At 66.6% G+C, this 21,872-nt stretch carries 20 protein-coding genes; 12 read left to right on the top strand and 8 right to left on the bottom strand.

What is annotated here, in order from left to right:
* The first annotated feature begins 51 nt into the window (after nucleotides 1-51).
* Nucleotides 52-2,208 (top strand): excinuclease ABC subunit UvrB, encoded by a 2,157-nt coding sequence (gene uvrB, locus GOAMR_RS15695; RefSeq protein ID WP_040515508.1) that lies wholly within the window; start codon nucleotides 52-54, stop codon nucleotides 2,206-2,208.
* Nucleotides 2,209-2,394: 186 nt separating this feature from the next.
* On the top strand, nucleotides 2,395-2,838 hold the full coding sequence (locus GOAMR_RS15690) for a universal stress protein (protein WP_040515506.1): 444 nt from the start codon (nucleotides 2,395-2,397) through the stop codon (nucleotides 2,836-2,838).
* A 24-nt stretch (nucleotides 2,839-2,862) separates the two neighbouring features.
* On the opposite strand, the gene GOAMR_RS15685 is transcribed toward GOAMR_RS15690, so the two are convergent.
* The 3 genes from GOAMR_RS15685 to GOAMR_RS15675 form a co-directional block, all read right to left on the bottom strand.
* The gene (locus GOAMR_RS15685; protein ID WP_005189896.1) at nucleotides 2,863-5,187 is read right to left on the bottom strand and encodes a HelD family protein; all 2,325 of its coding nucleotides are present in this window, start codon (nucleotides 5,185-5,187) and stop codon (nucleotides 2,863-2,865) included.
* A 50-nt stretch (nucleotides 5,188-5,237) separates the two neighbouring features.
* Nucleotides 5,238-6,122, bottom strand: coding sequence for a DoxX family protein (locus tag GOAMR_RS15680; RefSeq protein ID WP_005189894.1), 885 nt, complete (start codon nucleotides 6,120-6,122; stop codon nucleotides 5,238-5,240).
* A gap of 135 nt (nucleotides 6,123-6,257) precedes the next feature.
* Nucleotides 6,258-6,971, bottom strand: a complete 714-nt coding sequence (locus GOAMR_RS15675) for an MBL fold metallo-hydrolase (RefSeq protein WP_005189892.1) — start codon at nucleotides 6,969-6,971, stop codon at nucleotides 6,258-6,260.
* A 93-nt stretch (nucleotides 6,972-7,064) separates the two neighbouring features.
* On the opposite strand from GOAMR_RS15675, the gene uvrA reads away from it, so the two are divergent.
* The gene (gene uvrA, locus GOAMR_RS15670; RefSeq protein WP_005189891.1) at nucleotides 7,065-9,923 is read left to right on the top strand and encodes an excinuclease ABC subunit UvrA; all 2,859 of its coding nucleotides are present in this window, start codon (nucleotides 7,065-7,067) and stop codon (nucleotides 9,921-9,923) included.
* Between the two features lie 140 nt (nucleotides 9,924-10,063).
* Here the strand turns inward: uvrA and GOAMR_RS15665 are convergent, their stop codons facing one another.
* Entirely contained in the window at nucleotides 10,064-10,537 is a 474-nt protein-coding gene (locus tag GOAMR_RS15665; RefSeq protein ID WP_005189889.1) for a DUF2231 domain-containing protein, read from the bottom strand.
* Between the two features lie 109 nt (nucleotides 10,538-10,646).
* Between GOAMR_RS15665 and GOAMR_RS15660 the strand changes: the two genes are divergently transcribed.
* Nucleotides 10,647-11,318 (top strand): response regulator transcription factor, encoded by a 672-nt coding sequence (locus GOAMR_RS15660; protein WP_005189887.1) that lies wholly within the window; start codon nucleotides 10,647-10,649, stop codon nucleotides 11,316-11,318.
* A gap of 20 nt (nucleotides 11,319-11,338) precedes the next feature.
* Here GOAMR_RS15660 and GOAMR_RS15655 read toward each other — a convergent pair whose 3' ends face one another.
* On the bottom strand, nucleotides 11,339-12,664 hold the full coding sequence (locus GOAMR_RS15655) for a HAMP domain-containing sensor histidine kinase (RefSeq protein WP_170319171.1): 1,326 nt from the start codon (nucleotides 12,662-12,664) through the stop codon (nucleotides 11,339-11,341).
* Between the two features lie 241 nt (nucleotides 12,665-12,905).
* Between GOAMR_RS15655 and GOAMR_RS15650 the strand changes: the two genes are divergently transcribed.
* Nucleotides 12,906-13,568, top strand: coding sequence for a hypothetical protein (locus tag GOAMR_RS15650; protein ID WP_005189882.1), 663 nt, complete (start codon nucleotides 12,906-12,908; stop codon nucleotides 13,566-13,568).
* Nucleotides 13,569-13,596: 28 nt separating this feature from the next.
* On the opposite strand, the gene GOAMR_RS15645 is transcribed toward GOAMR_RS15650, so the two are convergent.
* Nucleotides 13,597-13,914: a hypothetical protein gene (locus tag GOAMR_RS15645; RefSeq protein ID WP_005189880.1), complete on the bottom strand. Its 318-nt coding sequence runs from the start codon at nucleotides 13,912-13,914 to the stop codon at nucleotides 13,597-13,599.
* Nucleotides 13,915-13,951: 37 nt separating this feature from the next.
* On the bottom strand, nucleotides 13,952-14,359 hold the full coding sequence (locus GOAMR_RS15640) for a DUF1844 domain-containing protein (RefSeq protein ID WP_005189877.1): 408 nt from the start codon (nucleotides 14,357-14,359) through the stop codon (nucleotides 13,952-13,954).
* A gap of 231 nt (nucleotides 14,360-14,590) precedes the next feature.
* On the opposite strand from GOAMR_RS15640, the gene infC reads away from it, so the two are divergent.
* The 7 genes from infC to pheT all read left to right on the top strand — a co-directional run bounded on the left by infC (nucleotide 14,591) and on the right by pheT (nucleotide 20,886).
* Nucleotides 14,591-15,247 (top strand): translation initiation factor IF-3, encoded by a 657-nt coding sequence (gene infC, locus GOAMR_RS15635; RefSeq protein ID WP_083836983.1) that lies wholly within the window; start codon nucleotides 14,591-14,593, stop codon nucleotides 15,245-15,247.
* 109 nt (nucleotides 15,248-15,356) lie between these two features.
* A complete protein-coding gene (gene rpmI, locus GOAMR_RS15630) occupies nucleotides 15,357-15,551 on the top strand; it encodes a 50S ribosomal protein L35 (RefSeq protein ID WP_005178720.1) in 195 nt (64 codons plus the stop codon).
* A 52-nt stretch (nucleotides 15,552-15,603) separates the two neighbouring features.
* Nucleotides 15,604-15,984, top strand: coding sequence for a 50S ribosomal protein L20 (gene rplT, locus GOAMR_RS15625; protein ID WP_005189871.1), 381 nt, complete (start codon nucleotides 15,604-15,606; stop codon nucleotides 15,982-15,984).
* Nucleotides 15,985-16,057: 73 nt separating this feature from the next.
* Nucleotides 16,058-16,819, top strand: a complete 762-nt coding sequence (locus tag GOAMR_RS15620; RefSeq protein WP_005189868.1) for a TrmH family RNA methyltransferase — start codon at nucleotides 16,058-16,060, stop codon at nucleotides 16,817-16,819.
* Nucleotides 16,820-16,857: 38 nt separating this feature from the next.
* Complete coding sequence (locus GOAMR_RS15615) at nucleotides 16,858-17,187, top strand: hypothetical protein (protein WP_005189866.1); 330 nt, start codon at nucleotides 16,858-16,860, stop codon at nucleotides 17,185-17,187.
* A gap of 114 nt (nucleotides 17,188-17,301) precedes the next feature.
* Nucleotides 17,302-18,369 (top strand): phenylalanine--tRNA ligase subunit alpha, encoded by a 1,068-nt coding sequence (gene pheS / locus GOAMR_RS15610; RefSeq protein WP_005189863.1) that lies wholly within the window; start codon nucleotides 17,302-17,304, stop codon nucleotides 18,367-18,369.
* A gap of 39 nt (nucleotides 18,370-18,408) precedes the next feature.
* The gene (pheT, locus tag GOAMR_RS15605) at nucleotides 18,409-20,886 is read left to right on the top strand and encodes a phenylalanine--tRNA ligase subunit beta (RefSeq protein WP_005189861.1); all 2,478 of its coding nucleotides are present in this window, start codon (nucleotides 18,409-18,411) and stop codon (nucleotides 20,884-20,886) included.
* 61 nt (nucleotides 20,887-20,947) lie between these two features.
* Here the strand turns inward: pheT and GOAMR_RS15600 are convergent, their stop codons facing one another.
* The gene (locus GOAMR_RS15600; RefSeq protein ID WP_005189858.1) at nucleotides 20,948-21,394 is read right to left on the bottom strand and encodes a hypothetical protein; all 447 of its coding nucleotides are present in this window, start codon (nucleotides 21,392-21,394) and stop codon (nucleotides 20,948-20,950) included.
* Nucleotides 21,395-21,872: the final 478 nt, after the last annotated feature.

Raw genomic sequence — 21,872 nt, 5'->3', positions numbered from 1 at the left:
GACAAGGGCTTGAGGAACGAAACTGTCCGCATTCGGGTTTACCCTGACGCTATGGCGTTTGCAGCAGAACATCCGGTGATCGCGCACTCCGAGTTCCGGCCCGTCGGTGAGATCGAACGTACCGGCCGGGAGTTCGAGGTGGTCAGCCAGTACGAGCCGGCCGGCGACCAGCCGCAGGCCATCGACGACCTCGAACGCAGGCTCAAGGCGGGCGAGAAGGACATCGTGCTGCTAGGTGCCACCGGTACCGGTAAGTCGGCCACCACCGCCTGGCTCATCGAGCGGGTGCAGCGGCCCACGCTGGTGATGGCGCCCAATAAGACACTGGCTGCGCAGCTGGCCAATGAGCTGCGGGAGATGTTGCCCAACAACGCGGTCGAGTACTTCGTCTCGTACTACGACTACTACCAGCCCGAGGCGTACATCGCGCAGACCGATACCTACATCGAGAAGGACTCGTCCATCAACGACGACGTGGAGCGGTTGCGGCATTCGGCCACCTCCAATCTGCTCTCGCGCCGCGACGTGGTGGTGGTCGCCTCGGTTTCCTGCATCTACGGTCTCGGTACGCCGCAGTCCTACCTCGACCGGTCCGTCGAATTGTCGGTGGGGCAGGAGGTGGACCGCGATGCGCTGCTGCGGCTGCTGGTGGACGTGCAGTACACCCGCAACGACATGTCCTTCACCCGGGGCGGCTTCCGGGTGCGCGGCGACACCGTCGAGATCATCCCGTCGTACGAGGAGCTCGCGGTGCGGATCGAGTTCTTCGGTGACGAGGTGGAGGCACTGTACTACCTGCATCCTCTGACCGGAGATGTTGTGCGGGAAGTTGATTCGCTGCGAATCTTCCCCGCCACGCACTATGTCGCGGGTCCGGAGCGCATGGAGAAGGCGATGGCCGGCATCGAGGCCGAACTCGAGGAGCGGCTCGCCGATCTGGAGGGCAAGGGCAAACTCCTTGAAGCACAGCGGCTGCGGATGCGCACCACCTACGACCTGGAGATGATGCGGCAGGTGGGTTTCTGCTCCGGCATCGAGAACTATTCGCGGCACATCGACGGTCGCCCCGCGGGGAGTGCGCCCGCCACCCTCATCGACTACTTCCCGGACGATTTCCTGCTGGTCATCGACGAATCGCATGTGACGGTGCCGCAGATCGGCGCGATGTACGAGGGTGACATGTCCCGCAAACGCAACCTCGTCGAGTACGGCTTCCGGCTGCCCTCGGCCGTCGACAACCGGCCGCTGACCTGGGACGAGTTCGTCGACCGTATCGGGCAGACCGTGTACCTGTCGGCCACCCCCGGAGCGTACGAGCTGGGGCAGTCGCAGGGTGAGTTCGTCGAGCAGGTGATCCGCCCGACCGGTCTCGTCGATCCCGAGGTCATCGTCAAACCCACCAAGGGGCAGATCGATGATCTGGTGCACGAGATCCGGGAACGCACCGAACGCGACGAACGGGTCCTGGTCACCACCCTCACCAAGAAAATGTCCGAAGACCTCACCGACTACCTGCTGGAACTCGGCATCCGGGTCCGATACCTGCATTCGGAGGTCGACACACTGCGCCGCGTCGAGCTGCTGCGGCAGTTGCGCACCGGCGAGTACGACGTCCTGGTGGGCATCAACCTGCTCCGCGAGGGCCTCGACCTGCCCGAGGTGTCGCTGGTGGCGATCCTCGACGCGGACAAGGAGGGCTTCCTGCGCAGCACCACCTCGCTGATCCAGACCATCGGCCGCGCCGCCCGCAACGTGTCCGGGCAGGTGCACATGTACGCCGACAAGATCACCGACTCGATGCGCAACGCCATCGACGAGACCGAACGCCGCCGCGAGAAGCAGATCGCCTACAACACCGAGCACGGCATCGACCCGCAACCGCTGCGCAAGAAGATCGCCGACATCCTCGATCAGGTGTACCGGGAGGCCGACGACACCGTGGAGGTCGGCGGGTCGGGCCGCAACGCCAGCCGGGGCCGCCGCGCCCAGGGGGAGGTCTCGAAGGCGAAGGGCAGCGCCGGCGTGATCGAAAAACGCGACACCTCGGCGATGCCGCGTGCCGAACTTGCCGATCTGGTCGGTCAGCTCACCGAGCAGATGATGAGCGCGGCCCGCGACCTACAGTTCGAGCTCGCCGGCCGGCTGCGTGATGAGATCGCCGACCTGAAGAAGGAACTCCGGGGCATGGACGCGGCCGGTATCAAGTAGGAGGTGACGCCCGATCGATCGGCGCGCCATTGTGCCGATCGCCACGAATCGGCGACAAAACTGTTACCCTCCCGCTACTGTCGCGATTCAAGGGGTTCCGTGGGGGCGCGCGCCACCCGGCATCCCCGCCGGTCCACCGGCCGGCGGCATGTCCTATGGGCGACAAACTGAACTATGGAGGAATGGATGAGCGCATACCAAACGATCGTCGTCGGCACCGACGGTTCTGAGTCGTCGTTGAAGGCGGTGGAGCGTGCGGGTGCCTTGGCCGGCGGGGAGGGCAAGCTGGTGATCGCGTGCGCATACCTGCCCAACGACCGGGGCCCGGGTGAGGCCGCCGACATCCTGAAAGACGAGGCTTACCAGATCCAGGGCTCCACCCCCACCGAAGAGGTGCTGCGCACCGCCAAGGAACGCGCCGGCAAGGCCGGTGCCGCCAACGTGGTGTTGCGTCCGGTCAAGGGTGCCCCGGTCGACGCTCTGCTGCAACTGGTCACCGACGTGTCGGCGGACCTGCTGGTGGTGGGTAACCGCGGCCTGAACTCGATCGCCGGGCGCCTGCTCGGTTCGGTTCCGGCGGATGTGGCCCGCAAGTCGGCATCGGACGTGCTGATCGTCCACACCACCTAGACCCATCGGACCTGACGGTGCGGGTCAATCGTTCCGTACCGGCAGGTCTTTCAGTTCGTCAGGCAGCGGCTCGTCGTAGACCACGACGAGCCGCTGTGTTGCTCGAGTGAGCGCGACGTACAGGTCGCTGTGCCCGCGGGGCGACTGTCGCAGGATCTCTGCCGGACCGACGACCACCACGTTGTCGAATTCGAGTCCCTTGCACGCCGATACGGTCAGGACCCGGATCTCGTCACCGCCGCTGGTCCGGCCATCGAGTTCGGCGGCGATACCCGCACATTGGTTGTCGGGTGCGATGATCGCGGTCAGTCCCGGCCAGTCGCCGCCGAGTGCCGTGACAACCGCGGACGGGACTGAGGATCCCGCCGCGGTCATCGCGTACGGTTCGATTCCGTTGCTGCGCAATGATGTCGGCGGTGAGTGCTCCGGATTGATCTGGTGCAGCACGCGATTGGCGTACCGGGTGATCTCCGAGGGCGTGCGGTAGTTGACCGTCAACTCCCGCAACTGCCAGCGTTTGGCCACATACGGTTCCAGCACCGCCTGCCACGATCGCGTGCCCGCGAGGTCACCGGTCTGGGCGGTGTCACCGATGATCGTCATCCAGCGGTTCGGGATCCGCCGCATGAGCATGCGCCACGCCATCGCCGACAGTTCCTGCGCCTCGTCCACGATCACATGGCCGAACGCCCACTGCCGGTCGCCGACGGCTCGTTCGGCCGTCGTCAGGTTCCGGCGCCGAGTCTGCCGCTCGGCGAGCTGCTCGGCATCGATCAGGTCATAGGCCATCAGGATCTCGGGATCGAGATCATCCTCGAGATCCTGGGGTGCCGACCCGGTCAGGATGTCGAGCGCCTCCTGCGCCTCCGCGAGCTGCCTGCGCCACTGGGCGCGCTGCTCGCGTTCGTCGTCCTCGGTGCCGAACCCGATGAGCTCGGCGATCTCGTCGAGCAGCGGGACGTCGGCGGGGGAGAAGTCGGCGCCTTCGGGACGCGGTGCGGCCACCCTGTGTAGTGCCGCGCGATCGTCGTCGGACCAGCCGGGGGTGGCCCGACGGATCGCGGCCGGATCGGCGTACAGATCACGCAGCACATCGAGCGGCGTCAGCGTGGGCCAGAAGCGCAGCAACTCCCGGCGGATATCGGGATCCTGCGCCATCTCCTCCCGGATGTCGGCGATATCGCCGGCGCTGAGCAACTGCGAACCGTCGAGTAGGCTCGCGCCGATGGTGCGGGCGTGAGCCTGCGCCAGCCCGTCGAGCCCGGCCCGCACGAAGATCCGCTGTGCCTGGTTGTGCGCCTTGCGGGAACTGCGGGCCTTGGCTCGGGCATCCTTGATCAGCTGCGAGGTGATCTGCACCTCGTAGGTGTCGAAGGTGACCGGAACCGGCATCGACGGCAGCGACTGGTAGGCACGCACCGTTCGTTTGACGACGTCCACCATGCGCAGGTCACCCTTGACGGCCATCGTCTCCCGGCTGTCGGTGGCCGCTGCGCTCACCCCGGGGAACAGATCCCCGACTGTCGAGAGCAGCACCCCCGACTCGCCCAGCGACGGCAGCACCTGCCCGATGTAGTCCAGGAAGTCGTCGTTGGGGCCGACGATCAGGATTCCGCTGCGCGAGAGCGTGTCCCGGTGTGTGTAAAGCAGGTAGGCCGCACGGTGCAGGGCCACCGCGGTCTTGCCCGTGCCCGGGCCGCCCTGGATCACGGTCACCCCGCGGTGCGTCGAGCGGATGATGATGTCCTGCTCCCGCTGGATGGTCTCGACGATGTCGGTCATCTCGCCGGTGCGGGCGGCATTGAGCGCGGACACCAGCGCCGACTCGTTGACCACGTCGCCGTGGGCGGACATATCGGTGACCGCGTGCTCACCGGTCAGGTACTCGTCGTTGACCGCACGCACCATGCGGTTGCGGGTGCGGATATGGCGCCGCATCTCCACGGATTCGGGAGCCGCGGGGGTGGCGAGATAGAACGGGCGGGACAGGGGAGCGCGCCAGTCGAGCAGTAGCGTGCTGTCGGCCTCATCATCGTCGAGGATGCCGATGCGCCCGATCCGGCGGATCTCACCGTCCTCCAGGTCGAGCCGGCCGAAGTACAGATTGTGTTCGGCCGCATCGAACTTGGTGAGATCGTCGGTGTAGAGACGCTCGTACGATTCGCGTTCGGACAGCGCCTGCGGGTTGTCCTCGGTCTCCCGCAACGCCTCCGACAACCGGCGGTTCGTGTTGGCGCGCATCCGATCCAGCCGCGCGTAGGTGAGGTCGAGATGCTGCTGTTCCTCATCGACACGGATATCGGAGCCGGTCGTGTTGTGCCGGGTCGGGCCTGTGTGTTCGATCGTCACTGGTCGTTCTGGTGTCTCTGGTCGTTCTGATAGCGCTGCCTGGTCGCGGGTCACTGACGGTCTGAACCGCTCTTGGCCAGTGCCTCGGTGCCGGCCGCCCGGGCCTTGCGCCACAGCCGTTGTCCGTCCTTGGCCTTGTCCGCCGCTGCCTCGGCGGCGGTCGAGGCGAGCTCGCGCGCTGCCTGAGCCACCTCCGGGGCCCGTTCACGTGCCGCCTCGACCACTTCGGGCGCCCGGTCCCGGGTCTTCACCGCGACGTCCGACACGATTCCGCGTGCGGCCTCGGCGACCTGGGGTGCGTGGTCGCGGGCCTTGGCCGCGACGCCGGCTCCCCGCGCTTCGAGTGCGTGCACGGCGTCCTGCACGGTTTCGGACGCTCCGGCCGACCGCTCGGCCACCGCCTCGGCACCCTCGGCGGCTTTCGACCGCAGGGAGTCCCACGCGGATGCCGATGTGCCGGCGCCGACCGGGAGGGCGGCCACCACCGTTTCGGCGGCGCGGCGTCCGCGCCAGCCGAGCGAGGGTTTGCCCTCGGTGTCGGCGGCGGCGATCAGCAGGCCACCGAGCAGGCTGACGTTCTTGACGAACTGGGTGCGTTGCTGTGCCTTGAGTGCCGGGTCGGTCTCGTTCCAGAACGCGTGCCCGGCGACGGTGGTGGGGACCAGGGATCCGGCGAGGAGAGCGGCGGCCGGGCGGGGGAACTTGCCGCTCGCGAGCAGCAGGCCCGCGGCGACCTGGATGGCGCCGTTGACCCGGATGACGGTTTCGGCATCCGTCGGCACGTTGGCGGTCACCGTGTCCGGCAGCGCCTGGACCGATCCGTCGATGAAACCTTGCGCCGCGGCGGCCTTACCGGCCGGATTCCGGAGGGAATCGACACCTCCGACCACGAACACGGATGCGAGCATCGGGCGGGCGATACGGCGGAGAATCATGCGATCACGACCTTCGTTTCTGGTGAACTTCGGGTGTCACATCCGGGCCCGGCTCTCGAGCGCGGATTCGATCCACTTTACGCGCGCATCGGCGCGTGCCCCGGAAACGACGGCCGTGATCGGCTCACGGGGTGCTCACCAACCGCGTTCGCGCCACTCGTCCAGGTGCGGTCGTTCGGCGCCGAGGGTGGTGTCCTTTCCGTGGCCGGGATAGACGACGGTGTCGTCGGGGTACCGGTCGAACACCTTCCGGGTGACATCGCCGAGGAGGATCTCGAAGTCACCCTCCTTCCAGGTCTTACCGACCCCGCCGGGGAACAAACAGTCACCGGAGAACAGGTGCACTGTGCCACTTTCCCCGTCGCTGCGTTCGCCCCGGCCGCCGTCGGTGAGGGCCAGTGCGATCGATCCCGGTGTGTGCCCGACCAGATGGATGGCGTCGAAGGTGAGGTCACCCACCACGATCGTGTCGCCGTCGTCGACGAGCCGGTCGGGGGTGACCGGGAGTTCGGCGGCGTCGAGCCGCCCGGCGGCGGTGGGTACCTTCAGGGCCGAGCTGACCTCGGCCAGCGCCTGCCAGTGGTCGAAATGCTGGTGGGTGGTGAGCAGCAGCGCCGGGCGTCCGTCGGAGGCGGCCACCGTCGCCAGGATCCGGTCGGCGTCGTTGGCGGCGTCGATGATCAGCTGGTCGCCGGTCGCGCGGCTGGTCACCAGGTACACGTTGTTGTCCATCGGGCCGACGGACAGTTTCACGATCGTCGCCGAACCCAATGTGCGACGCTGTGGTTCGGGCGATTCGGACAGGTCGCCGGTATAGGTGTCGGAGATGGTGGTGGGAGGGGAAGTCATGCCGAAAGGTTATCGCGCGGCGGCCCTGGTCCGGCGGAGTACAGTGGAGAGCCGATCGCACGTCTGTTCGCCTAGTGAGTTGAGGAAGTGCCAGTGGTAGACCGGCTGATCGTTCGCGGGGCGCGCGAGCACAACCTGCGCGGAATCGACGTGGACCTGCCACGAGACAGCCTGATCGTCTTCACAGGGCTGTCCGGATCCGGCAAGTCGTCGCTCGCGTTCGACACGATCTTCGCCGAGGGACAGCGTCGCTACGTCGAGTCGCTGTCGGCGTACGCCCGCCAGTTCCTCGGCCAGATGGACAAGCCCGACGTCGACTTCATCGAGGGTCTCTCACCCGCGGTGTCGATCGACCAGAAGTCCACCAACCGCAACCCGCGATCGACCGTCGGCACCATCACCGAGGTGTACGACTATCTGCGTCTGCTGTACGCGCGGGCGGGCCGCGCGCACTGCCCCGAGTGCGGCGAACTGATCGCCAAACAGACTCCGCAGCAGATCGTCGACCAGGTACTCGACATGGAGGAGGGCACCCGCTTCCAGGTGCTCGCGCCCGTCGTACGCACCCGTAAGGGCGAGTTCGTCGACCTGTTCGCCGAACTGCAGACGCAGGGTTTCTCCCGTATCCGTGTCGACGGTGTGGTGCATCAGCTCACCAGCCCGCCCAAGCTCAAGAAGCAGGAGAAGCACGACATCGAGGTGGTCGTGGACCGTCTCGTGGTCAAGGCCTCGGCCAAGCAGCGGCTCACCGACTCGGTGGAGACCGCGCTGCGCCTGGCCGACGGCATCGTGGTGCTCGACTTCGTCGACAGGGACGAGAGCGACCCCGACCGCGAACGTCGCTTCTCCGAACAGATGGCCTGTCCCAACGGGCATCCCATCGCGATCGACGACCTCGAACCGAGGTCCTTCTCGTTCAACTCGCCTTACGGCGCCTGCCCCGAATGCGATGGGCTCGGAGTGCGCAAGGAGATCGACGAGGACCTCGTCGTGCCCGATCCTGAGCTCACCCTCACCGAGGGTGCGATCGCGCCATGGTCGAGCGGCCATAACGCCGACTACTTCCTGCGGCTGATATCCGGTCTCGCCGACGAGATGGGTTTCGACCTCGACACCCCGTGGAAGAAGCTGCCGATCAAGGCGCGCCGGGCCATCCTCAACGGCAGCGACCACCAGGTGCACGTCAAGTTCCGCAACCGCTACGGCCGCACCCGCTCGTACTACACCGAGTTCGAGGGGGTGATGTCGTTCCTGAGCCGCCGGATGGACCAGACCGAGTCCGAGCAGATGAAGGAACGCTACGAGGGTTACATGCGCGACGTGCCGTGCCCGGCGTGCGCGGGTGCCCGGCTGCGGCCCGAAATCCTGTCGGTGACCCTCGACCATCCCACGCACGGCGAGAAGTCGATCGCCGACGTGTGCGCGATGTCGGTGGCCGACTGCGCCGACTATCTCGACGGTCTCGCCCTCGACGAGCGTCAGCAGGCCATCGCCGGCCGCGTCCTCAAGGAGGTGCAGGCGCGGATCCGCTTCCTGCTCGACGTCGGACTGGAGTATCTGTCCCTGGCCCGGGCGGCGGGCTCACTGTCCGGTGGTGAGGCCCAGCGCATCCGGCTCGCCACGCAGATCGGGTCCGGCCTGGCCGGTGTGCTGTACGTCCTCGACGAACCGTCGATCGGGCTGCACCAGCGCGACAACCGCCGTCTCATCGAAACCCTCACCCGGCTCCGCGATCTGGGCAACACCCTCATCGTCGTCGAACACGACGAGGACACCATCCGGGCCGCCGACTGGATCGTCGACATCGGTCCGCTCGCCGGTGAACACGGCGGTCAGGTGGTGCATTCGGGCAGCTACAAGGACCTGCTCAAGAACCGCAAGTCGCTGACGGGGGCGTATCTGTCGGGCCGGGACACGCTGCCGGTACCCGCGATCCGCCGGCCCATCGACCGCAAGAAGCAACTCGTGGTCGTCGGCGCACGGGAGCACAACCTGCGCGGTATCGAGGTGTCCTTCCCGCTGGGCGTGCTGACCGCGGTCACCGGTGTCTCCGGCTCGGGCAAATCGACGCTCGTCAACGACATCCTGGCGACGGTGCTGGCCAACAAACTCAACGGCGCCCGGCAGGTGCCCGGCCGGCACACCCGGGTCAAGGGTCTGGAACACCTCGACAAGCTGGTACAGGTCGACCAGTCACCGATCGGCCGCACCCCGCGATCAAACCCGGCCACCTACACCGGCGTATTCGACAAGATCCGCACCCTGTTCGCCGCCACCACCGAGGCCAAGGTCCGCGGCTACCAGCCGGGCCGGTTCTCGTTCAACGTCAAGGGCGGCCGGTGTGAGGCGTGTGCCGGTGAGGGCACCATCAAGATCGAGATGAACTTCCTGCCCGACGTGTACGTGCCGTGCGAGGTGTGCCACGGGGCGCGGTACAACCGGGAGACCTTGGAGGTCCATTACAAGGGCAAGACCATCTCCGAGGTCCTCGACATGCCGATCGAGGAGGCCGCCGACTTCTTCGAACCCGTCACCTCCATCCACCGCTACCTGAAAACGCTCGTCGACGTGGGACTGGGTTATGTGCGGCTCGGACAGCCCGCACCCACGCTGTCCGGTGGCGAGGCGCAGCGTGTGAAGCTGGCCGCCGAACTGCAGAAGCGTTCCACCGGCCGCACCGTCTACATTCTCGACGAACCCACCACCGGCCTGCACTTCGAGGACATCAAGAAGCTGCTGAAGGTGATCAACGGCCTTGTCGACAAAGGCAATTCGGTGATCGTCATCGAACACAACCTCGATGTCATCAAGACCGCCGACTGGATCATCGACATGGGTCCGGAGGGCGGTGTCGGCGGTGGCACCGTCGTCGCCGAGGGAGATCCGGAAGATGTTGCGGGCGTTGCCGAAAGCTACACCGGCAAGTTCCTCGCCGAAATCCTGGAGGGATAGCAGCCGGCGTCGGCCGCGAGTCGCAATCGAAGACAACACGAACTCATCACCGATGTGCGTGGCGGCGACATCCGGCAGCTCGATGATTCGGCGTCGTCCGAACCGGGTGTCTGACTTCTCGTATTGTCGCCCGGAGGGTTTCAGCCCAGCCACACCGATTTCGCGCCTGCATCACCGATACGGATCACCCAGACGATCGCACCCAGTGCCAGCACGATGACGGTGAGCGTCGTGACGAGCCGGGCGAGGTCGCGCCACCGATCGGGAACCTCAGGCACCCACTGCCACCGCGACAGGTCGGCCGCCGCCGCCCAGTGAACGGTGATCGCGGCGAAAAGCCCGGCGACCCAATAGACCATCTGATCGCCGAGGTGGACGTGCCGGGCGAGATCGGGGTTCATCGGCGTGGTCTTCTCGAGCGATTCGCCGGCCGATGTCGTCAGCGGTGTCACGATCACCGCGACGAGAGTGATCGCGACCGCACCCCATCCGAGCCAACGTCGCGCCCGCGGCCACGACACCGCGACGATGTCGGTCAGCGCCGCGAACGGAATCGATACCACCGCCAGATGGGCGAGCAGCGGATGGATCGGCATTCCCTGAATGGTGTTCACGGACCGATGGTTTCAGGGATGCGCTTAAGGTCGGCTGAAATTGTCGCGGGCGCTGCCGCGGGTCGGCGGATCGCCGGTCCGGACAACCGTCGCGTGTAGCATCGCCGGAATGCGGGTGCTGGTGGTGGAGGACGATCCGGCGGTGGCCGAGACGCTTCGCCGGGTGCTCACCGCCGACGGCTGGAATGTGGTGACCGCCGCCGACGGCGCACTCGGATTGGCCCGGGCGTGCGGTGAACATTTCGACGCCGTCATCCTCGACATCATGCTGCCCGAACTCAACGGTTTCCTGGTCGTGCGCGAACTACGGGCCCGCAACAACTGGGTCCCCGTTCTCATGCTCTCGGCGAAGGACGGCGAGTACGACCAGGCCGAGGCGCTGGACTACGGCGCCGACGATTACCTGGTCAAACCGTTCTCCGGGGTGGTGCTGCGGGCGCATCTGCGTGCCGTCGCTCGCCGCGGCGCACAGGAGCGTCCGGTCGATCTGATCGCCGGAACGCTCGTACTCAACCCGGCGACCCGGCAGGTGCATCGGGGCGGAGTGCGGATCGAACTGACGTCGAGGGAGTTCGCCGTCCTGGAATACCTGATGCGCAATCGGGGCCGGGCGGTGGCCAAGAATGCGATCCTGCGCTCGGTGTGGGACGAATTCTACGAAGGCAGCGAGAATATCGTCGAGGTGTATATCAGGTATCTCCGCAAACGGATCGATATCCCGTTCGGGGTGGCCTCTATCGAGACGGTCCGCGGCGCGGGATATCGCCTCGTGGACGCGTAGTCCCGACGGCCGGGTGGGTGTCACATGCTGGTACCGATCGGCAGCCGTAGCTCGAACGCGGCGCCGCCACGATGGTCGTCGACCACCCGGATTCGCCCGCCGTGGGCATCGGTGATCTGCCGGACGATTGCCAGGCCAAGTCCGGCGCCGTCGGCCCTCCGGCGGTCCGGGTCGAGCCGGGCGAACCGGTCGAAGATTCTGTCCCGCTGGTCTTCCGGGACGCCGGGACCGTCATCGCTGATGGTGATCACGGCCCAGTCATCGACGGTGTTCATGGTCAGCGACACGGTCGATGCCGCGTGTCGCGTGGCGTTGTCGGACAGATTGCGCAGAGCACGGCCGATCAGGTCCGGGTCGGCGTGCACGCGGATCGGTTCGATATGAATGCTCACGCGGATACTGTCCTGCGCCCGTACCCGGGCGGCCTCGGCCAGTACCAGATCATCGAGATCGATGTCGACGGGATGTACGCGTAGACCCTTCTCGTCGGCGCGTGCGAGCAGCAGCAGGTCATCGACCATCCGCTTCATCCGGCGGACCTCCGGCAGCAGAACGGTGCGTACTGTGTCCACATCGACGGCGGTCTCGGTGTCGTCGGCCAGATCGAGCAGCCCCACCACGGTCGTCAGCGGGCTGCGCAATTCGTGTGACGCGTCGCCGACGAGACGTACATGTGCGTTGTGGCTTGCCTCCAGTCGATCGAGCATCGCATTGATCGTCATTGCCAGACTCCGGATCTCGTCCCGCGGAGCGGGAACCGGCACACGCCGGCTCAACGACGACGCGGTAATCGCCCGGGCTTGGCCGGTGATCCGCGAGACAGGTGCCAGCGACCGGCCGATCAACAGATAGCAGACGCCTGCGGTGATGAGCAGGATGATCGGGAATTCGATGAGCAGAACGGTCGCGGTGGTGATCTCGCTGCGGTGCAACGACTCTCCACTGGCCGCGGCCAGCACCGTATAGGTGCGTCCGTCGTGCCTGGTGGTCCGTATCGCGATGTTCAAGGTCGTATGCCTGCCGGGAATCGAAACGCCGGTGACATAGTGCATCGCTTCGTCGAGCGCACGATCGATGCCGACCATCGGCGTGTGGGGTGTCTCCGGCGAACCGTCGACGACGATGCCGTCCTCATCGACTACCTGTGTGATCTCGACACCTCCACCGGGTGTCTTGTCGTCCTCGTCGAGGCGGGGCAATCCGCCGGCACCGATCTCGTCGGCCATCTCCTGGGCCCGCAGCGTGGCGGCGGTTCTGGTGGAATTCTCGTTCTGTCGGTGCAGGATCAACAGGGTCACAACACCGCTGACCACCAGCGCGAGCGCGATGATGATGGCAGAGATCACCGCGGACCGGCCGCGGATTCCGAGCCGGTGCCAAATGCTTGATCTGCGCACTGTCACCACCATTCGGACCTGGTGTGCCGATACTACGGTGCCTCTGGTACGCGCACCACGACGGCGATTTCAGCGGCATTTAAGCAACACGGGGCAAGCTGGGTACGCCCTGCCGAACTACCGGCCCACGACGGGTTCGGGCACGACGGGTTCGGCCGCTGTTCGGTGACGATCGCGGGAAAGGAGGACAATGCCTGTGTTATCGGCTGCACTGTCGGACATCGGCGACACCGATTCGCCGCTCCCGGGATTGGAACGGATCGAATCCTCGTCACGGGCGCGGGTGGCGTCGGTGTTGGTGAACACTTTGCGGTCGGTGCATTCGCACAAACAGATCTACGGGGACCACTGGTCGATACAGGAATTCATCGACGCGCCTGCACGTGATGTCTTCAACTGGCTGGCCGACCCCCGGTCGCTGGAGGAGTGGACGATCAGCCTGCGCGGTTTTCGGCCGGCCGATGAGCCGGGGCTGTGGAGCGCCGACGACCTCATCGCCGATGACGTCCACCCCTACATCCGCTCCATTGCCAACTCGCATGCCATGACGGTCGACTATCACTGCGCCTGGGACCAGGGCCGTGACCTGTGGATCGTGTACCTGATGCGGGTGGTCAACGCGCAGATGGTCCTCGGACGGCCTGGCTCGGTCGTGGTGTGCAACAGCTGGCGGCATCCGTTCCACGACCACAATCCGTATCCGCACACCACCCCCGCCGGTCGTTCGGTTTGGGTGGGCGACCTGTGGCCGATCGCGTCGGCCGCCCACCGTGTCGAACTCCGCAATCTCAAGGTGATCGCCGAATACCGCCACCGGCGCGGACTCCCGCTCACCCCGGAGTGGATGGCCTAGCGACGACGGCCGAGTGGGTAGCCGGCTGCTAGCCGCCCATCGACTTTCGGATCTCGTCGAGCTTCTTCTTGGCGGCCTCGGTGCGTTTGCGGAGCGCCTCGTCGGCCTGCTGCCCCTCGGCGGAGGATTCGGCGAGAACCTCCGAGCCGATGGCGGTGGAGATGCGTTTCTCGATCTTGTCGCGGACGAAGTCGAACGACGGCACCCCGGCCTCGGAGTAGTCCGGGTCGGGCAGTACCGGTGCCGCGCCCACACCGGGCAGGCCCGGGGATGCCGGGGGTTGCTCAACGACTTCGGCGTCAACGATCTCCGGGTCGGTTCCGCCGGGTGATTCTGGTGTGCTCACACCGTCCAGCGTACGTGGGTGACGGGTAGCCGCGGCGCTATGCGCGCACCGGTCCGGTGTACTTCTCGCCGGGGCCCTCGCCGGGTGCGTCGGGGTAGGCACTCTTCTCGCGGAACGCGAGTTGCAGACCCTTGAGTCCGTCGCGGACCGGGGCGGCGTGCAGCCCGAGATCGGCCTTCGACGCGTCGACCAGGCCCGCGAGCGCGGTGATGAGTTTGCGGGCCTCGTCGAGGTCGACGGCATCGTCGCCGGCCCCCTCGGCCAGGCCCAGTTTCTCCGCGGCGGCGCTCATCAGCATGACGATCGACTTGGTGATGACCTCGATGGACGGAATATCGGCGAGGTCGCGGACGTTGCTTTCACCGGTCTGCAGCTGCTCGTCTCCAGCACCGACAGCGTCGCCTTCGGGTGAATCCCCAGGTGACGAATAGGAGTTTGAGGTCATGGCTGCTAGACTCCCACAGTACGACCGCCCCGGTTCTCGCCGGGGTCGCAAGTGGAGTTCCGCTCCCACCGTCACGACACGGCGATTCGTCGCCGAAGTTGTACGGTCCGGTTCCCAGCCGAGCCACGTCGCATCGCAGCCGATGCACGAGTTCGGGCCGACAGGCATGTCGGTGGACCGGTCGGTAACGGAGCCCTGTGGACATTGTGTCCCAGGGCTCTTGTGCTGAGTGTGCAGCTCCCGCGATCCTGCCGAGCAGCTCCCGGTGGTCACCATGAAAGTTTTGATCAAGGAGGCCCCATCAGCACTGAGACCCGCATCAACGAGCGCATCCGCGTACCGGAGGTCCGTCTTGTCGGACCCAATTCGGAGCAGGTGGGCATCGTGCGTGTTGAAGATGCGCTTCGCCTGGCCTACGAGGCCGACCTGGACTTGGTAGAAGTCGCGCCGGACGCCCGGCCGCCCGTGTGCAAGATCATGGACTACGGCAAGTTCAAGTACGAAGCGGCCCAGAAGCAGCGCGAAGCGCGCCGCAACCAGCAGATGACCGTCATCAAGGAGCAGAAGCTCCGCCCGAAGATCGACGACCACGACTACGAGACCAAGAAGGGTCACGTCGTCCGGTTCCTGAAGGACGGGTCCAAGGTGAAGGTCACCATCATGTTCCGCGGACGTGAGCAGTCCCGTCCCGAACTCGGCTTCCGCCTGTTGCAGCGTCTGGGCAACGACGTCGCCGAATACGGGTTCGTCGAGACCTCGGCCAAGCAGGACGGCCGCAACATGACCATGGTGCTGGCCCCGCACAAGGGTGCCAAGACCCGCGTCAAGGCCCAGCAGGAGCGCGGCGGCAAGCCGCAGCCGGGTCCGGACGCAGCACCGACCAGCTAGCCACATTTGCGCCGGCGGCAGTATCGCCGGCGTCAACCGCAGTCCCTGCGAACGAGAACGCACCGGGTGACCGGCGCGCGTTCTCGTTCGCTCGAATGAAGGAAGATTCATGCCGAAGAGCAAGACCCACAAGGGCACCGCGAAGCGATTCAAGGTGACCGGCAGCGGCAAGATCGTGCGCCAGAAGGCCAACCGCCGCCACCTCCTGGAGCACAAGTCCTCGCGCCGCACCCGCCGTCTCGACGGTGTTGCCGTCGTCAGCGAGAACGACGCCCCCCGCATCAAGCGCCTGCTCAACCGCTGACCAGCGGCCCCGCTTGAGACCAGATTTCTGACGAACTAGAAGGATTTAAGACATGGCACGCGTGAAAAGGGCCGTCAACGCCCAGAAGAAGCGCCGGACAACCCTTGAGGCCTCCAAGGGCTACCGCGGTCAGCGGTCGCGGCTGTACCGCAAGGCCAAGGAGCAGCAGCTCCACTCGCTGACCTACGCCTACCGGGACCGCCGTGCCCGCAAGGGTGAGTTCCGCAAGCTGTGGATCGCGCGTATCAACGCCGCCGCCCGCGCCAACGACATCACCTACAACCGCTTCATCCAGGGCCTCAAGGCCGCCGGTGTCGAGGTTGACCGCAAGGTGCTCGCCGACATCGCCGTCACCGACCCCGCTGCCTTCACCGGCCTCGTCGAGGTCGCCCGCAAGGCGCTGCCGGCCGACGTCAACGCACCGGCCGCCTGATCGGCTGGTTGTCATAGACGACAACGTTTCACGACCCGCGACGGATGTTCTCAGCGAACGTTCGTCGCGGGTCGTGTCGTATGCGAAGCTGCACCGTTCGTCGGTCCGTCGTGCCGAGGGACGCTTCCTGGTGGAGGGCGCCAACTCGGTGACCGCCGCCCTCGACTCCGGCCGTGCCGCAGTCGTGCTGGTTCGGGCCGCCGACGCCGACCGTCACCACGATGTGGTGGCCGCGGCGGTTGAGCGCGGCGTCGATGTTCTGTGGCTCTCCGAGCGGGCAGTCGCCAAGTTGTCGGAGGCGACGACACCACCCGGAGTCTTCGCGGTGTGCGACCTGCTCGACGCCGAACTGGCCGAGGTCCTGGCCGCCGAACCACGCCTGCTGGCAGTGGCCGTCGAGGCCCGTGAACCCGGCAATGCGGGCACCATCATCCGCTGCGCCGATGCAATGGGTGCCGATGCCGTTGTCCTGCTGGGGGATTCGGTCGACCCGCATAACGGCAAATGCGTCCGGTCCAGCGCCGGCAGCATTTTTCATCTGCCGATCGTGCGGGAACGGTCGATCACCGAGGGCCTCAACCGGATTCGCACCGCCGGGCTCACCGCCCTGGCGACGGCCGCCGACGGTGAGCTGTCCCTCGACGACGCCGCCGACGTGCTCGCCCGGCCGACGGCATGGCTGCTCGGCAACGAGGCGCACGGCCTCGCCGACGAGGTGCTCGCCGCCGCCGACCATCGGGTCTCCATCCCGATCCGCGGCCACGCCGAAAGTCTCAACATCGCTGCGGCGGCCGCCATCTGCCTCTACGAAAGCGCCCGCATCCAGGCACGATAGGCGGCCGGAATGTCGTAGGCCGGTTGTACAAAGAGGCCATGGGATTCATGGGAAAAGAGAACACTCCGGAGACGAACTATCTGGAGGACACCGGCGCCAGGTTCGTTCGCATCGAACTGAAGGACGGCCGCTTCAGACTGATCGGCCAGTTCTTCAGCCCCAGCGAGTACGAATTCAGCTACAGCCTCGATGCCGATGCGACCCGGCAGTTCGCCGATCTGCTCGGCCTGCCCCTGGACGACGAGTTCCTCGCGGCGGTCGCCGCCCGGTTCGAGCGGAGCAACTCCCAGATCGAGGACTTCCTGAAGGACAACGAGATCCCGCACATGTTCTGGAACCACTGGGAGACTCCGGACGGCCCGTGGTGACGACCGGTCCCGGACCACTTCGTCGGCCTGCGGCCAGAGCGTTGGCGCCGGTCGACTAGTCTTTATGGGGTCCAATCGGGCACACCCAGCGACAACAAGAGGAGATCGCCGACCGTGGCCAACTCTGACGCCCCCACCGCAGACGGAACCCTGACGTTCCCGGAACCGGCCGAGCTCGACGCCGCCGCGTCGGCTGCGATCGAGGCGTTTGCCGCTGCCGCCGATCTCGACGCACTCGCCGAGGCCAAGACCGCGCACCTGGGTGACAAGTCGCCGATCGCCCTGGCCCGCCGCGCGCTGGGCAGCATCCCCAAGGATCAGCGGTCGGCCGGCGGCAAGCTCGTCAACGAGGTGCGCGGCAAGGTGAACGCCGCCCTCGATGCCCGCACCGAGGTGCTGCATGCCGAACGCGACGCCGCGGTCCTGGCCGCCGAACGTGTCGACGTGACGCTGCCGAGCGGCCGGCGCCGGGTCGGTGCTCGGCACCCCATCACGGTGATCGGCGAGCAGGTCGCCGACGTCTTCATCGGCATGGGCTGGGAGATCGCCGAAGGCCCCGAGGTAGAGACCGAACACCACAACTTCGACGCCCTCAACTTCCTGCCCGACCATCCGGCGCGCTCGATGCAGGACACCTTCTACATCGCCCCCGAAGGGTCGCGGCAGGTACTGCGTACCCACACCTCGCCGGTGCAGGTGCGTTCGATGCTCAGCCGCGAACTGCCGATCTACGTCGCCTGCCCGGGCCGCACGTTCCGCACCGACGAACTCGATGCCACCCACACTCCGGTGTTCCACCAGATCGAGGGCCTGGCCGTCGACAAGGGTCTGACGCTGGCCAATCTGCGCGGAACGCTCGAAGTGTTCGCCAAGGCGCTGTTCGGTCCCGATACCACCACCCGGATGCGGCCGAGTTACTTCCCGTTCACCGAACCGTCCGCCGAGGTCGACGTGTGGTTCCCCGCCAAGAAGGGCGGCGCGGGCTGGGTCGAGTGGGGCGGCTGCGGCATGGTCAACCCGAACGTATTGCGGGCCAGTGGAATCGACCCCGATGTCTATTCCGGTTTCGCCTTCGGCATGGGCCTGGAACGCACGCTGCAGTTCCGCAACGACCTGCCCGACATGCGCGACATGGTCGAGGGCGACATCCGCTTCACCCAGCCGTTCGGCCCCGCAGTCTGACCACGACCACCACTTTTCGACGAAAGTAGCTGACTTCACGTGCGTGCTCCACTGTCTTGGTTCACCGACGTTCTCCGGCAGGGCGACCCGGCCTGGTCGGCCACCGCGGAGGAGGTCGACGCCGGTTTCGTGCGCGTCGGATTCGAGATCGAGGACGTCGAACCGTTCCCGGAGATCACGGGTCCGCTCGTCGTCGGTCGTGTCGAGTCCATCGAGGAACTGACCGAGTTCAAGAAGCCGATCCGCTTCTGCCAGGTCGACGTGGGCGAGGAGCAGCCGCGAGGCATCGTGTGCGGCGCCCGCAACTTCGCCGAGGGCGACCTGATCGTTGCCGCGCTGCCCGGTGTGGTGCTGCCCGGCCCGTTCGAGATCGCGAGCCGCAAGACATACGGCAAGGTCTCCGACGGCATGATCTGCTCGGTCGCCGAGATGGGTATCGGCGCCGACGCGTCGGGCATCCTCGTGCTGGCCCCGGGCACCGCTCAGCCGGGTGCAGACGCGCGCGAGGTGCTGGGTCTGGCCGACACCGCCATCGACATCAACGTCACCCCGGACCGCGGCTACGCGTTCTCGGTGCGCGGTCTCGGCCGCGAGCTGGCCGGCAGCTTCGGTGTGCCGTTCGTCGATCCCGGTGCCGACCGTCCGGCCCTCGCCGACGACGGTAGCCGCGACGCGTGGCCGGTGGTGATCGAGCCCGATTCGTCGGCCACCCGCTACACGGCGCGCGTCATCGCCGGAGTCGACGCCGCGGCGGTGTCGCCGTGGTGGATGCAGAAACGTCTGCTCGTGGCCGGGATCCGCCCGATCTCGGCGATCGTCGACATCACCAACTACGTGATGATCGAACTCGGTCAGCCGCTGCACGCCTTCGACGCCGACAAGGTCACCGGCACCGTCACCGTCCGGTCGGCGGCGCCGGGGGAGAAGCTGACCACCCTCGACGGCGCCGAACGCGCTCTCGATCCCGAGGATGTGGTGATCGCCGACGAGTCCGGGCCGATCGCCCTGGCCGGTGTGATGGGCGGCAGCACCACCGAGGTGTCCACCGACACCACCGCGGTGCTGCTGGAGTCGGCGACGTTCGATCAGGTGCGGGTGTTCCGCACCGGCAAACGGCACAAACTGACCTCGGAGGCGTCTAAGCGGTTCGAGCGGATCGTCGACCCCGAGATCACCGTCGCCGCCTCCGATCGCGCAGCCGAGCTGATCGTGCAGATTGCCGGTGGTGTGATCGCCTCCCCGCTGGCCGGGGTGCGCGTCGACACCGAACCGGTCACCCCGATCACGATCGCCGCCGACGAACCGGACCGCGTCGCCGGCATCTCGTATGAGCCGGGCACCACGGCAAAGCGGCTTACCGAGGTTGGTTGCGCCGTGACCGGCACCGACCCGCTGAGCGTCACGCCGGCGTCCTGGCGGCCGGATCTGCGTCAGCGTGCCGACCTGGTCGAGGAGGTGCTGCGGCTGGAAGGACTGGAGCTGATCCCGGCGATCCCACCGAAGGCACCCGCCGGAACCGGGCTCACCGCCGCCCAGCGCAGGCGCCGCGGCATCGGCCGGGTACTGGCCGTCGACGGTTTCACCGAAGTGCTGCCGTACCCGTTCATGCCGGCCGGGGTGTTCGACCTGTGGGGCCTGGCCCCCGACGCCGAACGCCGCCGCACCGTCAAGGTGCTCAATCCGCTCGAACGTGACCGTCCCGAGCTCAACACCACGCTGCTGCCGGGTCTGCTGGAGATGACCACCCGCAATATCGCACGCGGACAACGCGATCTGGCGCTGTTCACCATCGGTCAGGTGGTCATCGCGGGCGACAATGTCACCGCCGTCGACGCTCTCGACGTCACCAGACGGCCCGACGATGCCGAGATCGCCGCCCTCGACGCCTCGCTGCCGCATCAGCCGCTGCATGTGGCCGGTGTGCTGACCGGCCTGATCGATCCGGCCGGACCGTGGGGGCCCGGCCGGGTCGCCGACTATCTCGACGCCTTCGAGGCCGCCCGCACGGTCGCGGGTGCCGCGGGTGTCGAGATCGAACTGACGGCCGCCGACGTCGCCCCCTGGCATCCGGGCCGCTGTGCCGCCGTCATCGTCGACGGCAAGACCGTCGGCCACGCCGGAGAGCTACACCCGGCGATCCTCGAACGTGCCGGACTGCCGAAGCGCCTGTGCGCCTTCGAGATCGACATCGACGCGCTGCCGCTCACCACGGTGCTGCCTTCGCCCAAGGTTTCCGTGTTCCCGGCGGTCCTGCAGGACCTCGCCGTGGTGGTCGACGCCTCGGTGCCGTCCGCCGACGTCGCCGCCGCCCTGCGCGACGGCGCCGGAGACCTGCTGGAATCCCTGGAACTGTTCGACGTGTTCACCGGTGATCAGGTGGGTGAGGGCAACAAGTCACTCGCCTTCGCCCTCCGCTTCCGGGCCGGTGACCGCACCCTCACCGAGGACGAGGCCAACGCCGCGAAACTCGCCGCCGTCGACGCGGCCGGCAGCCGCGTCGGCGCCCGCCTGCGCTGATCGGGACGGTGCTGTCCGCTCCTCGTGCGGAGCAGACAGCACCGTCGCGCATGGGGTCTGGCTAGCGGTTGTCCACGGTGATAGACACACGAGCCCGATCACGCGGCTCGTTCTCAGCCGTGTTGCTCACGTTGACGGTGGTATCGACCGCTCTCCCGGCTGGGATCGTGAGCTTCCTGATGCGGGCCGTTCCATCGAGGTCGTTGGTGGAGTCGGTGTCGCCTTCGTAGAAGTTGACCCGGCCGGCGGTGAGGAACACCGTGCCGTTCTCCTGATCAAGTGTGTACTTGACTTCGACCCGTATCTCCCCGCCGCACCTTGCTCTAGAAGTCCTGTGGAAATAGTGCTCGTCGTCCAGATTCTCGACTCTTCTGGTTGTCGGGGTACAGATTTCGTCCGACCCGATGGTTTCGTAGTCGTTGATCTGGTAGCTGATCCTGACCTGGACGGTCCGGGTGACGGCATCGGCAGGCGCGGTTGTCGCAACGAGCCCGACAGCACTTGCCATGCAGGCTGCGCCTACCCACCACCGCGCTGTGTGTCGCGCACGGGGGCACTCGGGGACAATTGGGTCTTGGCGGTGTAAAAACATGTCTTCCTCCAACTGAGCAGGGTTGAACCGGCCAGTGCGTGGGACCAATGAACCGCCAACAATGGTGCGCGAACCCGGTTGTTCTATGAAAACAGAGGTGCGGGATGCGGGCAACACGTCGTCGTCTATGTGACAGACGATGAGCGTGGTCGGGTGGAGGATCTTGCAGAATGTCGCGACTGAATCCGGTGGCAGCGTCCGCACTCCGGTAGGTCCCGACCCGGTCTTGGTAGCCGTTGATCGCGTGGATGAACTCTGGGAGAGGAATATGCCCCTCGGATCGTCCCCCCGAGTCAGTGGTGCTCGTCATCGTTGCGGGCCGCAGGCCTGGAGGTGAGAACTTCCTCGGTCGCAGTGCCGGTATCGGTGTCAATCAGCACCGGATTCAGGGACA

Origin of the sequence: Gordonia amarae NBRC 15530, from assembly GCF_000241345.1 — a bacterium.
In the GTDB taxonomy this organism is placed as follows: domain Bacteria; phylum Actinomycetota; class Actinomycetes; order Mycobacteriales; family Mycobacteriaceae; genus Gordonia; species Gordonia amarae.
The sequence above is the reverse complement of the archived record's forward strand: the minus strand, read 5'-3'. Positions and strand labels throughout refer to the sequence as shown.